Source organism: Methylobacterium sp. HJ2 (assembly GCF_056431005.1).
Genome location: NZ_JBWJYM010000002.1, coordinates 769,611 through 783,980, shown reverse-complemented (window position 1 = coordinate 783,980; position 14,370 = coordinate 769,611). Strand labels below are relative to the sequence as shown.

Sequence of the window (14,370 nt, the reverse complement as noted above, 5' to 3'; positions counted from 1 at the left end):
ACAGGGGGGAACGATGCCGAATCCGCTTCTGGGCGTTCTGTTTCACTGGGTCGGCGGCTTCTCGTCGGCCAGCTTCTACGTGCCCTACAAGGGGGTGCGGGGCTGGTCCTGGGAGGTGTTCTGGCTCGTCGGTGGCGTGGTCAGCTGGGTGGTGGCGCCCTGGTTGTTCGCGGCGATCCAGACGCGCGACCTCGTCGGGGTCCTGGCTCGGACCGACACCCGGACGCTGCTCCTGTGCTGGACGTTCGGAGCCCTCTGGGGCCTGGGCGGCCTCACCTTCGGTCTGGCGTTGCGCCATCTCGGGATCTCCCTCGGCACGGCGATCGCCCTCGGCCTGACGGCGGCGTTCGGCACCCTGGTGCCACCGATGGTCTCGGGCGCGTTCGGCGCCCTCCTCGCCGCGGACAGCGGACGGATGGTCCTTCTCGGGGTCGCGATCAGCCTCGTCGGGATCGCCCTCGCCGGGCTGGCCGGACGCGAGAAGGAACGCGCGAGCCCCGGGACGACGGCGGAGAAGCGCCTTCTGCACGGCATCCTGGTGGCCGCCTTTTCCGGGACGCTCTCGAGCTGCTTCGCCTACGGGTTGGCCGCCGGCGAGCCGATCCGCCAGGCGAGCCGCGTCGCGGGCACGCCGACACTCAGCCAGGGCCTGCCGGTGCTCTGCGTCGTGCTGTTGGGCGGCTTCACCACCAATGTGATCTGGTGCGCCTACCTCATCCGCCGGAATGGCTCGGTCCGTCAGTTCGCGGGCGGCAGCGCCGATCCCGGATTGGTCAGGGCGCCGCTCCTGCGGAACTACGCGCTGTGCGCCCTCGGGGGCGCCGCCTGGTACCTGCAGTTCTTCTTCTACACCATGGGCGAGAGCCAGATGGGACGGTTCGGCTTCGCGAGCTGGACCCTCCACATGGCCTCGATCATCCTGTTCGCGACCCTCTGGGGCCTCGTCCTCCGCGAATGGACGGGCGCAAGCCGGCGCAGCCTGACCCTGCTCGCCGTCGGCCTCGGACTGCTCGTGCTCTCCACCATCGTCATCGGTTTCGGCAATAGCGGAGACATGCCGTGAGTTCGACAACGCCATCGCCGCGCCGGCGACTGCTCCGACGCGTCGGGCGCGTGCTGCTCTGGGGCGGCGCCGGCCTCGTGCTGTGCACCGCGGGGGGCGCTCTCTACGGCTGGTACCGGCTCAGCGCTGTGCTCGAGCCCCAGCCGATCCGGGCCGAGCGGACCCTGATGGCCTATGCCGACGAGGCGCCGCCGCCCGCCTCGGCCCCGGCGGTCGTCCCCGCGCCCTTCGATCCCGCCGCCCTCGCGGACCCGCCGCACGGCGCGATGCCGTGGATCCGCTGGTGGTGGCCGGGCGCCGATGTCGAGACGGACGAGCTGCGCCGGGAGCTTCGCGTGATGCGGGATGCCGGCTTCGCCGGGGTCGAGATCCAGCCCTTCAAGATCGGGGTCACCCCCGTGACCGATCGGGATCCGTCGGCGGCTTCGCGGGTCGATGCGGTCGACAGCGACCGCTATTTCGGCGCGGTCCGCAGCACGATCGAGGAGGCCCGCAGCCTCGGCATGCAGGTCGATCTCACGCATTACACCGGCTGGCCGGGCGCCAGCCCCGTGGTGACGCCGCGTGAGAACATGCAGTCCCTCGCCTGGGCAAGCGCGCGCTTCTCGGGGGGCAGGACCGTCTCGGTCGCGGTGCCGCGCCCGAAGCCCGGGCTGAACGCTTGGCTTCTCGCCGCGGTCACCCTGTATCTGAAGGCGGGCGATTTCGCCGACTTCGATCCGCAGGCGGCCGAGCTGGTGAGCGTCGTGGTGGCACGCCCGGCCTCCGGCGGCGGCCTGTTCGCCCTGAAGGACCCGCTCCGGCTCGAACCCGGCAGCGTCCAGGTGGTGGACGGCTTCGTCAAGGACGGGATGCTGACCTGGGAGGCGCCCGCGGGCGAGTGGGCGATGATCGCCTCCTGGATTCTCCCGAGCGGCGAGCAGGCCTCGCTCGCGGCCCTGCCGGAGCCCGCCTATGTCGTGGACGTGTTCAACGCCCCGGCGATTCGCGCCGAATACAACTATGTCTTCGGGCCCCGGACCGGGCTGCCGCCGTTCTATGGCCGCGGGCTCCGGGCCTTCTTCAACGACAGCCTCGAATTCAAGACCGACCGGATGGGGACCCGGGACATCCTGGCGGAGTTCGAGCGGCGGCGCGGCTACGATCTGCGTCCCTACCTTCCCGTCCTCTACCGGCCCTTCGCGGACAATTTCAGCGTCAACGACAACATCCCCCCGTTGCGGCCGGACTTCGCCCTCTCGAACGCGGATCCGCGCATCCGCTACGATTATCAGCGCACGCTCTCGGATCTCGTCATCGAGCGCTTTGTCGACGTCTCCCGCCGCTGGGGCGCCGAGCACGGCCTGCTCTCCCGCGGCCAGAGCTACGGGATGGATCTCGACATCATCCGGGCGCAGGGCCTCAACGATATCCCGGAGACGGAGCAGCTCTATGCGGGCGGAACGGACGCGTTCCTGCGCCTGACCTCCTCGGCCGCGCTGCTCTACAACCGGCCGATCACCAGCGCCGAGAGCTTCGTCTGGCACAGGCAGGACTATGCCAGCACCGGGGCCAAGCTGAAATTCGCCGCCGACCGGCTGTTCCTGGCCGGCGTCAACAACATCATCTATCACGGCTTCCCCTACGATTGGCGGCGGGGCGACCCGGCGCACGTCTTTCCCGCGGTCGGCTGGGACCCCTGGTCTTCTCCCACCTCTCAGGATCTGCTTTTCTCGGGCAATTACTCGGAGCGGACGCCGCTCTGGTCCGATATCGCCGGCCTGAACACCTATATCGGCCGGTCGCAAAACCTGTTGCGCCAGGGCCAGCCGAGCGCCGACATCCTGATCTACTATCCCTTTCTCGGCTTCCGGAGCTCCGGCTTCGGGCCGGATTACGGTCACGAGCCGATCGATTTCGGCGGCTTCGCCCCCACCGATCCGGTGGACGGCCCGGTCGCCCACCCTGGCATCCAAAGTCCGATCGACGAGGCGGCCGTCCGCTGGATCGTGAAGATCCAGCCGCTGCTCGACACCCTGAGCCGGCACGGCCTGACCTGGGGCTGGGTGAACGGCGACGCGATCCGGAACCGGATCCTGCCGGACGGCCGCACCCGGGACGGGGCGCGGATCGGGGGCCTGCTCCTCGCCGATGTGGAGGCCATCGAGCCGGACGATCTCGCCGCGGCCGAGGCCCTCGCCCGGGCCGGGTTGCCGGTCTTCGTCCACGGTGCGGCGCCGAAGATGCAGCCGGGATTCCACGAGGCCGAACGGGGTGACGCCCGGGTGCGCGCCCTCGCCGCCTCGCTGCTGGACCGGACCCCGCCTCAGCCCGACGCGGCGACCCTCGCCGCGGCGGTCGCCGCCGCGGTGCGCCCGGCGATCGCCTATGCGCCGATCGGAAATATCCGGCACGCGCAGCGGACCTTGGCGGGCGACGGCGCGATCGATTTCTTCGTCAACGCATCCGATCGGCCGCAAACGCTGCGCTTCCCCCTCCCCGCGGGCGAGGCGTGGTGGTTCGACGCCATGACCGGGCAGCGCGCCCCCGCACGGCGGGAGGCCGACGGGACGATCGTCCTCGATCTGCAGGCGTACCAGTCACGCTTCCTCCTTCGGGGCGTTCCCTATCCCGCCACCGATCGGCCGGCCCACTTCGCCCTGCGGGAAGGCGCGCGCTGGACCCTGGCGGATTGGTCCATGACGGCCGGCAGGGTGCTGCGATCCGGGCTCGTGGACTGGCTCGCCGATCCGGATCTGCGCCACATGGGCGAGGCCGCCCATTATCGCACGCACCTCGATCTCCCGACCCTCTCGGAGGGCCGCCGCTACGTGCTGCGGGCCGGGGTGCTGAACGGGACGGCGCAGATCCGCGTGAACGGACAGGCGGTCGGGCTGGGCAGCCTGCCTCCGGGCGAGGTGGAGATCACCTCCGCCCTGAAGGCCGGCGAGAACCGGATCGAGATCGTCTATCACGCTCCCGTCCGCAACGGGCTGATCGGCGCTTGGCTCGCAGGGGATTCCCGCCTGCGCCAGTTCAAGGGCCGCGAGGCCTCGCTCATCCCGGCGGGCCTGCGGGGACCGATCAGCGTCGTGGGACTCGATCCCGTGCCCTGAAGCGCCTCCCGGTGAACCTGTGTCCGCCTCGCGCGAGCAGGTGGCGACCGGGCGGCCGGAGCGGCCGTCCGCGATCCGGGCAGCTTCGTGAGTGGCCGGCCGACGCGCCGGTCCTGGCCCGGCCAGCCTGCATTCGGCTTCGCCTCAGAATTGAGACTTCAGTAAAACGCAACCTTTGGATAGTAATATCGGCATGATATTGACAAAAATGTCACCGTCGACTGATTATCTTTCCTGAATACGGAAATATATCTTCCGATCTGGTCGGACAATCGATTAGATGGATCACATCAAGAGCTGTTTCGGGTCGCGTCGAATGTCGATCGCGGTCGGGAAGAACCAGCCATTGGCGGTCGGCGCGATTTCGAGCCCGCGTGGGACTTCGGAAGCCCTGGGCAGGGCTCTCGGAATACGGGCCGGCCTTTCAGAAGACCATGCTGGGTCACAGGACAGGGGGGTACGGATCGATGGGTGCACGTCAAAGAGGTCGCAGGGGCTGGGTCCTCGGGGCGGCTCTCGCTCTGTCGGTGGGCGTCCTCGCCACCACCGCTGAGGCGGGCGGGTTTTCCCTGCCGCCGGCCGACACCGACATTCTCTTCACCGAGGGCGCGTTCAGCCTCCGCGTCGGCGGCCTCGGAGTCTTTCCCGGGCAGAGCTTCAAGAAGCTCAACGGAGCCTCGGTGAAGACCGAAAGCCTGGGGCGCCCGATCGGGGTGCCGAGCTTCGCCGTCAAGTTCCGGATCGCGCCGCAGCTCTCCTGCTCGCTGCAATACAGCTTCCCGTACGGATTGGCCGGAAAGGGCGATCTCCAGACGCAGAATGCGCAGGTGGCGGCCCAGCTCGCGACCGGGCAGTTCCCGAACGCAACGCGCTCCCTCTACCTCGATACGCGTGAATACGCCGCCACCTGTGCGGCGAGCTTCGGGCTCGGCCCCGGCCGGGCCTATATCCTCGGCGGTCCGCTGATCGAGAGCGTCGCCTATCGCGAGGTCACCCACTTGGGGACGCTGGACCTCACCGACAACGGAACCCTCGGCTATCGCGTCGGCCTCGCCTACGCGATCCCCGAATACGCGATGCTCTTCCAAGTCATCTACCGCTCCGAGGTCGAGCACAAGGTGGCCGGGCAATTGACGCCGGGGCTGATCGCGCCGCTCCTCGGCATCGCGTCCCCGCTCTCTGCGACCGGTGGCGGGACGCTTCCGCAATCCGTCAGGGTGACAGCGCAGACCGGCATCGCGCCGGGCTGGCTGGTCTACGGTTCTCTGCTCTGGGTCGATTGGACCGTTCTGTCCGCTCTCAACTATACGATCGATACCTTGGGCCCATCGGGCAAAGCCTTGAACATCAAGGACGGCTACACGGCCCAGATCGGGCTCGGCCACAGCTTCACCGAGAAGCTCGGCGGCACCGTCAACCTGACCTGGGACCGCAAGACCGGCACCGGGACCTTCTTCGTGCCCGGCAGCACGTCGGTCGGGCTGGGCCTCGAATACAAGCTCGATTGGGGCAAGGTCGCTTCGGGCGTCCTGCTCGCCCGCCTCGATCCCGGTTCGCAGACCGTCCGGGCGGGCGCTCAGTTCGACGGGCGCGTCGGGCCGGGTTGGGCGGTCGGTGTCGGTCTCTCCTATCTCCTGGAGTTCTGAGGACGATCGGGCCGCAGGGCGCACCGGACCGGCCTCCCGTTCGTCGGACGAGCCGGTCCGGCATGTCGCGCGACGATCCGGTTCGGAGCGCGCCGCGATGGGGCAAAGCCGGTCGGGTGAAGGTCGTTCGGCCTTTGACCGGGCAGGAGCGTCATCCGGCAGGGCGGATGACGCTTCCCCGCTGCACGACCTTTGATGTCGGAGATCGGTGAACGCGATGGCGAGCTTGTCCGCCCGGTTGCTGGATGTCGGCCTTCGTCTTGCCGGTGTCCGAAGAGCGCTCGCGAGCGGCGCCGTCCCGCCTGAGACGGTCGTCCGGACCCGAGCCGTCGCCGCACGCCCCACGCGGGCGATGCGCAGACGCCTCGCGGTGGGCTGGGATGTGGTGGACGGGTGTGAGGTCTATACGGTCGCGCCACGGCACCGGCCCGGCGTCGGACACGTGCTCTACCTGCACGGCGGCGCGTACATCCTCGAAGCCATGAGCCTTCACTGGCGTTTCATCGCCTGGTTGGCGGAGGCGACGGACATGACGATCACGGTGCCGTTCTATCCGCTGGCCCCGGTCCGTACCTGCGCCGATGTCGGTCGCGTCGCGACGACCGTCTACCGGCGGCTTTCGGATGCGCATCCGGGCTCACCGCTCGTCGTGATGGGCGATTCCGCCGGGGGCGGGCTCGCTCTGTCGCTCGCGATGCAGGTGCGCGACGCGCGCCTCGCGTTGCCGAACGGTCTCGTCCTGATCGCGCCCTGGCTCGACGTGACGATGTCCGACCCGGCGCAAGCGGTCATCGAGCCCCTGGATGCGATCTTAATGCGCCCCGGCCTCGAGACGGCCGGACGTTGGTATGCCGGCGATCTGTCCCGCAAGGATCCGCGCGTCAGTCCCATATTCGGGAGCCTCGCCGGACTGCCGCCGGTCCTGATGTTCTGCGGATCGCACGACATCCTTGTCACGGACGCGCGGCGTCTCGCCGAACGAACGCGCCGCGCGGAGTCCGGGCCAGGGTACGGTGAGAGCATCGACCTCACGTATCACGAGGAACCCGGCCTCATGCACACCTACCCGCTTTTGCCGATTCCCGAGGCTCGTCGAGCGAAAGAGGAAATCCTGACGTTTCTGCGGCAACACCTCGCCAAGCCGTCGGTGGGGCCGGCCCTATCAGGCCACTGAACCAATCCGGTTCTGCAGTGATGCCCGTCACGCCACGCGATCCAACACCGACGGGGACTGCTTGCCGTCTTCGATAGTATTCCGCCAAAATTTCTATTGCCGCGGCGACGAATCGGGAGACCGTTTCTCCGTCTCGGGACTTTCCCAGCCGTATGCGAAGGAGGCGTCGGTTCGATCCGGTTCGCAGTCTTCGGCCGCCAGGACGTCGGCCCCCGCATCGGGCGTACCGGTCCCGATCGGCCGCCCGATGCTGGGCGATAAGCCCGCGACAGGGCGTTCGCCGGCCTTGCGCAGCAGAGCCTCGCGTTCGGGGACGGCGGTCTCGATTGGGTTGAAGGCGGGGCTGCCGGGCGGAAGGATCAGGACGCGCGCCTCGCGCGGTGAACGCCTACGGGCACGGGCCCTGTCGGCGGGGGATCAGCGTCTCGTGGAGAACCAGGAGGCGAGCCGCGTGGCGATAGGGCTGGCCCGCACACCGCGCCACGCGCGCCACCGTCCCGTCCGGGGCCCCTGCTCGCTGGTGTGACCAGCCTTTAAGACGTGAGACCGGATGGGCGAGGAACATCCATGATGGCGCCCGCACGACCGCGCGAGCGTGCTCGTCCCGCAGCCGGGCGCGCATCTCATCCGGGGTGATGTCGCGGGGCCCTCGCGCTGGACGGACTACCCCTGTCCCCATCGTCGTGAGCACGGCCATCCGGCGGAGCGCCGCCGCGAGGCCGACCCCGAACCGCTCCGCCGCGTGGCGACGCGCGATCAGGGCCGCGGCCTCACCACGCGCGTGCCGCTCCTGGCTGCAAGGTCGGCCCATGCTTCGCTCCGTCTCCGGAGCGATCCCCGAATGGGCCTGACAGCGTCGCGGGAACCCCACCGTTCGATCCGGCGCCGCTCGGTATCGCCCTAGGGCTTCGGTCCGCTCTCGTTCGAAGCTTTCGCCGCAGCATCGCCTTTCGCGTCCGCTTCCGCCTTCGCTTTGATATCGGCTTCCGCTCGCAGCTTGGCTTCCACTTCCGAACGGATCCGGGCCTCCATTTCCGCCCGCGCCCTGGCATCCGCTTCCGCCTTGCTCTTCGCGTCGGCGTCAGCCCTCATCTTGGCTTCGATCTCGGCCCGCATCTTCGCTTCCGTCTCAGCCTTCGCCTGAGCGTCGGCTTCCGCTTTGGCGCGCGCCTCGTTCTCGGCAATGCGGCCTTTGAAGGCGGCCGTGAACGCCTCGGGGCTCGATTCGACGAAGGATCTGATCCCGAACGCGATCGTCTCGGTGCCGACCTGACTCGTCGGGCAGGTCACACCGTCAGGCTTGCTGAGGTCCGCCCGGACCTTGGCGTCAAAGGCTGCCATCTCGGGCTGAAGGCTCAGGATCTTGGAATCGAGCGTGGCCCTCTGCTTGGCTGTGGTGTTGATTTCGCACTTTGCCACCATCTGCTGCAGCGCCAGGGCCGCCCCATAGGCAAATTGGCGGTCCTCGCTCGGAACCGGCACGGGGGCGGCGACCTTGGCGCTCGCGTTCGCCGGATCGAACGTCGTATTGCAGCGCTTCATGGCCTCGAAGCTGTCCGCGAAGCCGGGAATCTGGAACTCCGCCGTGCCATCCCCCATGTCCAGGATGATCTGCTTGGCCTTGGCGAGCTTCGAGACCACGGAATCCGGAAGCTGCGTCATGAGGATCGTACCGTCACCGACCCAACCCTGCTTGGGGAACAGGACCTGCTTGTCGGCGGAGATGGGTGCGGCGACCTTCTCGCCTTTGTCCCAGGACCAGTTCTCATACCCAAGAACAAGATTGAGTTTCTGGCCATCCAACGCAGCCACAATGACATTCTCTGCGTTATTGTCGTCTTTGTCTTTGTAGGAATAGGCGATCTGGCAGGATTGTGGCCCAGGTTTATCGACGTTCTGCTCCACCTCCCAGCCTTTGACATTTTCAAAGAGCTTTCTTTCGCCCGCCAATGAAGAGCTACCGAAGGCTGCGAGCAAAAACGCAACCGCTGATACTGACCTAAGCATATCAAAGTCTCCTGCCGAGCGCAGGATGCGTTCAGGGAATGACACTTGGCAATACGCAGTGAGCCTTGCCAACTGACTTTTGGCGGCGGTTGACAGCAGCGCTGCCAAACCACTGTCTCTGTAGCTATCTCTTCATGGGACGACGGCACTCGCATCTTCGCCGTCACGGTCAGGGCCTCGATCCTGATCTTCTCCAGCTCCTTGGCGCGGCTGGTGTCGCGGCGCCAGCTTACGAGCCGGCAGTGCTGCGTCCGCACACCCGCTCGACCGCGTCGACGCTGTCCTCCGGCCGTGAATTGAAGGCGATCGGAACATTCGGCGCGACCGCGCGGGCCGTGTTGATGAGGATCTCGAACACCGGCAGGTGCCGCGGCCAGGCGCGCACGCCGGCGCCGATCACGAGGCAATCGTAGGTGCCGGCAGCAAGCCTCTGCTTCAGGATCGGCCCCGCCTGATCGTCCGGTCGGATGAAGCACTGCTCGGCGGTCCAGCCGCGGGCGCGCATCTCCTCCAGCACGCTCTTGATCCCGTGGTGGATCTTCTCGGCGTTGAGGCCAGGGGGCAGAGCGGGGTCCGAGAAATCGACCGCCTCCGGCTCATAGCCCACCATCAGGACGCGCATCGGAACCTCCAGATCCGGGGACCGGCATGAGCCGTCGCCGCCCGTGCGAGGCTCGGATTGCGCCACGCGAACACGTCCTCTGTGTCCCGCCGATGTCGCGCGGGGCACCCTACGTCGCATTGGAGCGCGTTGTAAAACCAGGGTTCGTGGCACAGCGCATGGCAGGCTCACGGAGCCGGACGCAGGCCTGAAAAAACCCGCACCGTCCTCGACCGAACGGGCGACATTGATGGTGAGCGCCGGGGCTCGAACCCAGGACCGACCGATTGGAAGTCCGTGCTCGATGGTTCACAGGCCGCGCAAATCCGTGCCTCCATCGATCAGCACGCCGCCGAGGTCGAAGGCCTCGGCGGGGGTTGATCGCGCAATCCTCGATCACGGGGCAACGCCGGCGGGCACGATGATTCCGTTACCCGAGTGATACCCCGGAGCATCGATCCGGCTTGGGTCACGCGGCGTCCCGGGGGCATCATGGCTGTCCTGACCGTGAGCCGGGGCTGCGCTGCGGGGGGTCAAAGGGCGAGCGTCAGGGTCCCGCGGGCGCGGGAGACGCAGGGCATCAAGTGGTCCCGGCGTCTGGCCTGGGGCAACACGACGTCGCGGTGGATCACGTCGCCCGCCCGGTAGCCGCATTCGCAGGCACCGCACACGCCGATCTCGCAGGACGAGGGCATCTTGACCCCGTTCTGGCGCAGGACCTCCAGGAGCGAGGTCTCGGCCGGGACATGCAGGGTCGCGCCGGTCGAGGCGATCCGCACGGCGAAGGGTTCGGGCGTGTAGCCCTCATCGACGAGCGGCGCGAAATGCTCGACATGCACCTGCTCCGCCGGCCAGCCCAGCGCCTGCACCGCCTCGGTCAGGCGCTGCGGCCCGCAGGCGTAGAGGTGGACGCCCTCCTCCGGCGGCCCGAGCGTCGCGGGATCGAGGCGTTGGCCCTCCGCGGAGAACCAACAGCGCAGGCGCTCACCGCAGACCGCGCGCAACTCCTCCAGCAAGGGAGCCTGCGCGGCCGAGCGCGCACAGAGGTGGAGCGTGAAGTCGCCCCCCGTCGTGGCCAGATGCCGGGCCATGGCGGCGACGGGCGTGACGCCGATGCCGCCGCCGATGAGCACGTGGCGCCGCGCCCCGGCGGCCAGGGGGAAATGGTTGCGCGGGTGCGAGACGGGGACGGTTGCCCCGGCGGCGAGGTGGGCGTGCGCCCAGGCCGAGCCGCCCCGCCCGGCCGCCTCGCGCTTGATCGCCAGGACGTACCGGCTCCGGTCGGCGGGGTCGCCGCAGAGGGAGTACTGCCTCACCCGCTCGTCCGGCAGGCGCAGGTCGACATGGGCGCCGGGCTCCCAGGCGGGCAGTTGGGGACGCTGCGGATGAACGAGGGTGAGGCGCACCACCTCCGGGGTGGTGGCAACGGCCTCCACGACGGTCAGCTTCATGACGATGCGGGCGGACATCGCCTTACTCCAGCAAGGTGATCGGATCGCCCGGCCGGATGACGCCGCCGCGCTCGATCCCGCAATTGAGGCCGGAGCGGTTGTAGAGCGGCAGGTAGACGGAGAGGCCGAGCAATTCTTCCAGGTACTTGCACGGAAAGTTCAGCCGCCCCCCGCGCAGGATCACCTCGCCCACCTGGAACCGGCGCCCGACGAGGTGGTTGAGGGGGACGCCGCGCACCGTGAGGTTGCGGCGGTGGTCGATGGGCGCGAGTTGGATCGGCCCCTCCTGAAGCGGCGGATCGTTGCGTGCGAGGGCGTCGAGAGCCTCCTGCTCGATCAGCGTCACCTCCCGGGTGTCGGCCTTGGGCGAGTAGGTGCCGGTGCCGAGGAAGTAGCGGTCGCCCTCGATGCCCCGGCCGGCGACGCAGCGAGCCTCCGTCAGTTCCTCCATCTCGTAGCTCGCGGCCGGGGCGATGTGGATGTGGAGCAGGCTGCCCTGCCATCCGGTGGCACCACCGGGCACGCCGTGGGCGACCGAGCCGACCTTGTGGGCGAAGGCCTCGATATGGGGAGGGGCCGAGGTCGTGCTCATCGGGCGGGTCCTGTGGCGAGGGCGATGGCCTCGACCTCGACCAGGGCGTCGCGCGGCAGGCGCGCCACCTCCACGGTCGAGCGCGCCGGGGCGGCTTCGGGGAAGTGCTCCGCGTAGATGGCGTTCATCGCGGCGAAGTCGTTCATGTCCTTCAGGAACACCGTGGTCTTGGCCACGCTCGCGAGGCTGGCGCCGCCGGCTTCCAGCACCGCCGCGAGGTTGGCGAGCGAGCGGCGCGTCTGCGCCTCGATCCCCTCCGGGAACGCCCCCGTGGCGGGGTCGATCGGCAGCTGCCCCGAGGCGAAGACGAGGTCGCCCACCCGGGTCGCTTGGGCATAGGGTCCGACCGCCGGCGCGGCGGTCTCCGTCGCGATGATCGTTCGAGTCAAAGTCGCCCTCCTGTGAGGCATTGCCGCCGGTTTTTATTCCACTGCAGTGGACGAATGTCCACTGCAGGATCGCGTCGCACCGCGTCGATGATGCGGCCGTCGCCTCGCTCAGTCGATGGGCCGGCGGGCCGTCTCGGGTGCCAGGAAGGTCGCCACGAGCGTCACGCAGGCCAGGACGATGAGGTAGATCGAGATCGGCCAGGTCGCCCCGCCGCTCCAGGCGAGGAGCGCGGCGGCGATCAACGGGGTGAAGCCGCCGCTGAGCGCCGCGCCGACCTGGAACCCGAGGGAGGCGCCGCTGTAGCGCAGGCGGGCGTGGAACATCTCGGACATCCAGGCGGCCCCGGTCCCGAACATGATGCCCTGGCCGAAGCTGAGGGCGACCGCCACCGTCAGGGCGATGACGGTGGGGTTGCGGGTGTCGAGGAGCTGGAACATCGGGAAGGCGAAGGCGATCGAGAACAGGCAGGCGGCCACGAACAGGGTCTTGCGGCCGTAGCGGTCCGACAGCCAGCCGAAGGCCGGAATGGTGAAGAGCTCGATGACCGCCGCGATCAGGATGCCGTTGAGGATCACGCCCCGCGACAGCCCGAGCTGGCCGGTGACGTAGGAGATCGAGAACACGGTCACGACGCTGACATAGGCGATCTCCGAGACCTTCAGGCCCACCGCCTTCAGGAACAGGCCGGGATGCTCGGTGAGGATCTCCATCACCGGCAGGCGGGCTGTTGCCGCCCTTGCCTTGACCGCCCGGAAGGCGGGGGTCTCGTGCAGCCGCAGGCGGATGAACAGCCCGAGGAGGACCAGCGGCGCGCTCGCCAGAAACGGCACGCGCCAGCCCCAGGACAGGAACGCCTCCTCCGGCAGGAGGCCGGTCAGTGCGAAGGCGCCGATCGAGAGGATCACCCCGATCGGGTAGCCGAGCTGGACGACGCTGCCGAAGAACCCGCGCCGCTCCTGCGGCACGCTCTCCACCACCATCAGCACGGCGCCGCCCCATTCGCCGCCGATCCCGATGCCCTGGATCAGGCGCAGGGCGACGAGGAGCACCGGGGCGAGGATGCCGATCTGCCCATAGGTCGGCAGGCAACCGATCAGGAAGGTGCCGATCCCCATGATCATCAGGGTCAGGGCCAGCATGGCCTTGCGCCCGACCCGGTCGCCGAAATGGCCGAACACCGCCCCGCCGAGGGGCCGCGCCAGGAAGCCCACGGCGTAGGAGCCGAACGCGGCGATGGTCCCCACCACCGGGTCGATGCTGGGGAAGAACAGCTTGTTGAACACCAGCGCGCTGGCGGTGCCGTAGATCAGGAAGTCGTACCACTCGATGGTGGTGCCGATGACGCTCGACCAGACGATCTGGCGGCGGTCCGCAGGGGTCACGGGATCCTGCGCAGCCAGCAGGGTTCCATCCATCGGGAGGGCGGCGTCGAGCATGTCGGACATCCACTTTGCAAGAGGAATTTCCACTTGAGGCGATACAAGCCGCGTGCCAACCCGACACGCCGTGCCGCCGGACAGGGCCGCGCCGGTCGTGCTAAGTCTCTCCCAAGAGCTTCCGGGAACTCGGGAGCGCTCTGGCCGGGGGACCAGGACGACGTGCCGATGACGGTCATGACAGAGGGGCGGCGCGAGCAGGCCGACGCGGAGGCCCGCTCGCAGCTCCAGGTGCTCGCCGGGGAGATCCGGCGGCGGCGCAAGGAGCGAGATCTCTCCCTAGAGGCGCTGAGCGCCCTTTCGGGGGTGAGCCGGTCGATGATCTCCAAGGTGGAGCGCGGCGAGGCGGTGCCGTCGACGGCGGTGCTCTCGCGCCTCGCCGAGGCCCTGGACGTGACCTTCTCGCGCCTGATGTCGCCGGCCACCGACCGGGAGGTGCTGCTGATCCCCGCCGCCCGCCAACCGGTGCTGCGCGACGAGGAATCGGGCTTCCTGCGCCGCTGCCTCTCGCCCGTTCTGCCCGGCCGGGGGATCGACATGGTGCTCAACACCCTGCCGCCGGGAGCGACGGCGGGGGAGTTCGTCGCTCACCGCAGGGGCGTCTCGGAATACATCTTCGTGCTGAAGGGGCGCCTGCGCGCCGTCATTGGCGAGCGGTCCCTCGTGGTCGAGGAGGGAGACAGCCTGTATTTCGAGGCCGATGCCGGGCACGCCTTCACCAATCTCGGGGCGGAGCCTTGCCAGTACTTCCTGGTGATCGACGCAACGCGGCTGCGGTGAGCGTCCCCTTCGATGCCCGATGAGGATCACCGCCCAGACCGGCAGCGTTGGTGAATTGCCGTCGAAGGCGGCCGTCCGCTTCCGGCCCTCACGCTCATTCGGAGACGGTCAAGCCTCCGGCAAGCGGCCCATCCG

At 68.6% G+C, this 14,370-nt stretch carries 11 protein-coding genes; 5 read left to right on the top strand and 6 right to left on the bottom strand.

What is annotated here, in order from left to right:
- Positions 1-13 precede the first annotated feature (13 nt).
- The 4 genes from rhaT to ACS5RC_RS08295 all read left to right on the top strand — a co-directional run bounded on the left by rhaT (position 14) and on the right by ACS5RC_RS08295 (position 6,978).
- Positions 14-1,063 carry an L-rhamnose/proton symporter RhaT gene (gene rhaT, locus ACS5RC_RS08310; RefSeq protein WP_478343345.1) on the top strand — a complete coding sequence of 350 codons (1,050 nt, stop codon included), beginning with the start codon at positions 14-16 and terminating at the stop codon, positions 1,061-1,063.
- Positions 1,060-4,158, top strand: a complete 3,099-nt coding sequence (locus tag ACS5RC_RS08305; protein ID WP_478343344.1) for a glycosyl hydrolase — start codon at positions 1,060-1,062, stop codon at positions 4,156-4,158. Before rhaT ends, ACS5RC_RS08305 begins: the two co-directional genes overlap by 4 nt.
- A 467-nt stretch (positions 4,159-4,625) precedes the next feature.
- Positions 4,626-5,804: a long-chain fatty acid transporter gene (locus tag ACS5RC_RS08300; protein WP_478343343.1), complete on the top strand. Its 1,179-nt coding sequence runs from the start codon at positions 4,626-4,628 to the stop codon at positions 5,802-5,804.
- 217 nt (positions 5,805-6,021) lie between these two features.
- Positions 6,022-6,978: an alpha/beta hydrolase fold domain-containing protein gene (locus ACS5RC_RS08295; protein ID WP_478343444.1), complete on the top strand. Its 957-nt coding sequence runs from the start codon at positions 6,022-6,024 to the stop codon at positions 6,976-6,978.
- Positions 6,979-7,878: 900 nt separating this feature from the next.
- Here ACS5RC_RS08295 and ACS5RC_RS08290 read toward each other — a convergent pair.
- From ACS5RC_RS08290 to ACS5RC_RS08265, 6 genes are all read right to left on the bottom strand, one after another.
- A complete protein-coding gene (locus ACS5RC_RS08290; protein ID WP_478343342.1) occupies positions 7,879-9,093 on the bottom strand; it encodes a hypothetical protein in 1,215 nt (404 codons plus the stop codon).
- A gap of 121 nt (positions 9,094-9,214) precedes the next feature.
- Entirely contained in the window at positions 9,215-9,607 is a 393-nt protein-coding gene (locus ACS5RC_RS08285; RefSeq protein WP_478343341.1) for a hypothetical protein, read from the bottom strand.
- 512 nt (positions 9,608-10,119) lie between these two features.
- Entirely contained in the window at positions 10,120-11,055 is a 936-nt protein-coding gene (locus ACS5RC_RS08280; protein WP_478343340.1) for a PDR/VanB family oxidoreductase, read from the bottom strand.
- A gap of 4 nt (positions 11,056-11,059) precedes the next feature.
- A complete protein-coding gene (locus ACS5RC_RS08275) occupies positions 11,060-11,629 on the bottom strand; it encodes an MOSC domain-containing protein (RefSeq protein WP_478343339.1) in 570 nt (189 codons plus the stop codon).
- Entirely contained in the window at positions 11,626-12,018 is a 393-nt protein-coding gene (locus ACS5RC_RS08270) for a RidA family protein (RefSeq protein ID WP_478343338.1), read from the bottom strand. The genes ACS5RC_RS08275 and ACS5RC_RS08270 overlap by 4 nt, the downstream gene beginning before the upstream one ends.
- A gap of 108 nt (positions 12,019-12,126) precedes the next feature.
- A complete protein-coding gene (locus ACS5RC_RS08265; RefSeq protein WP_478343337.1) occupies positions 12,127-13,455 on the bottom strand; it encodes an MFS transporter in 1,329 nt (442 codons plus the stop codon).
- A 168-nt stretch (positions 13,456-13,623) separates the two neighbouring features.
- Between ACS5RC_RS08265 and ACS5RC_RS08260 the strand changes: the two genes are divergently transcribed.
- On the top strand, positions 13,624-14,235 hold the full coding sequence (locus tag ACS5RC_RS08260) for a helix-turn-helix domain-containing protein (protein ID WP_478343336.1): 612 nt from the start codon (positions 13,624-13,626) through the stop codon (positions 14,233-14,235).
- The last annotated feature ends 135 nt before the right edge of the window (positions 14,236-14,370 follow it).

Excerpts from the sequence above, each read along its gene's own strand:
- rhaT (WP_478343345.1), top strand. The coding sequence starts at position 14 with ATGCCGAATCCGCTTCTGGGCGTTCTGTTTCACTGGGTCGGCGGCTTC.
- ACS5RC_RS08300 (WP_478343343.1), top strand. The coding sequence starts at position 4,626 with ATGGGTGCACGTCAAAGAGGTCGCAGGGGCTGGGTCCTCGGGGCGGCT.
- ACS5RC_RS08295 (WP_478343444.1), top strand. The coding sequence starts at position 6,022 with ATGGCGAGCTTGTCCGCCCGGTTGCTGGATGTCGGCCTTCGTCTTGCC.
- ACS5RC_RS08285 (WP_478343341.1), bottom strand. The coding sequence starts at position 9,607 with ATGCGCGTCCTGATGGTGGGCTATGAGCCGGAGGCGGTCGATTTCTCG.
- ACS5RC_RS08280 (WP_478343340.1), bottom strand. The coding sequence starts at position 11,055 with ATGTCCGCCCGCATCGTCATGAAGCTGACCGTCGTGGAGGCCGTTGCC.
- ACS5RC_RS08275 (WP_478343339.1), bottom strand. The coding sequence starts at position 11,629 with ATGAGCACGACCTCGGCCCCTCCCCATATCGAGGCCTTCGCCCACAAG.
- ACS5RC_RS08265 (WP_478343337.1), bottom strand. The coding sequence starts at position 13,455 with ATGCTCGACGCCGCCCTCCCGATGGATGGAACCCTGCTGGCTGCGCAG.
- ACS5RC_RS08260 (WP_478343336.1), top strand. The coding sequence starts at position 13,624 with ATGACGGTCATGACAGAGGGGCGGCGCGAGCAGGCCGACGCGGAGGCC.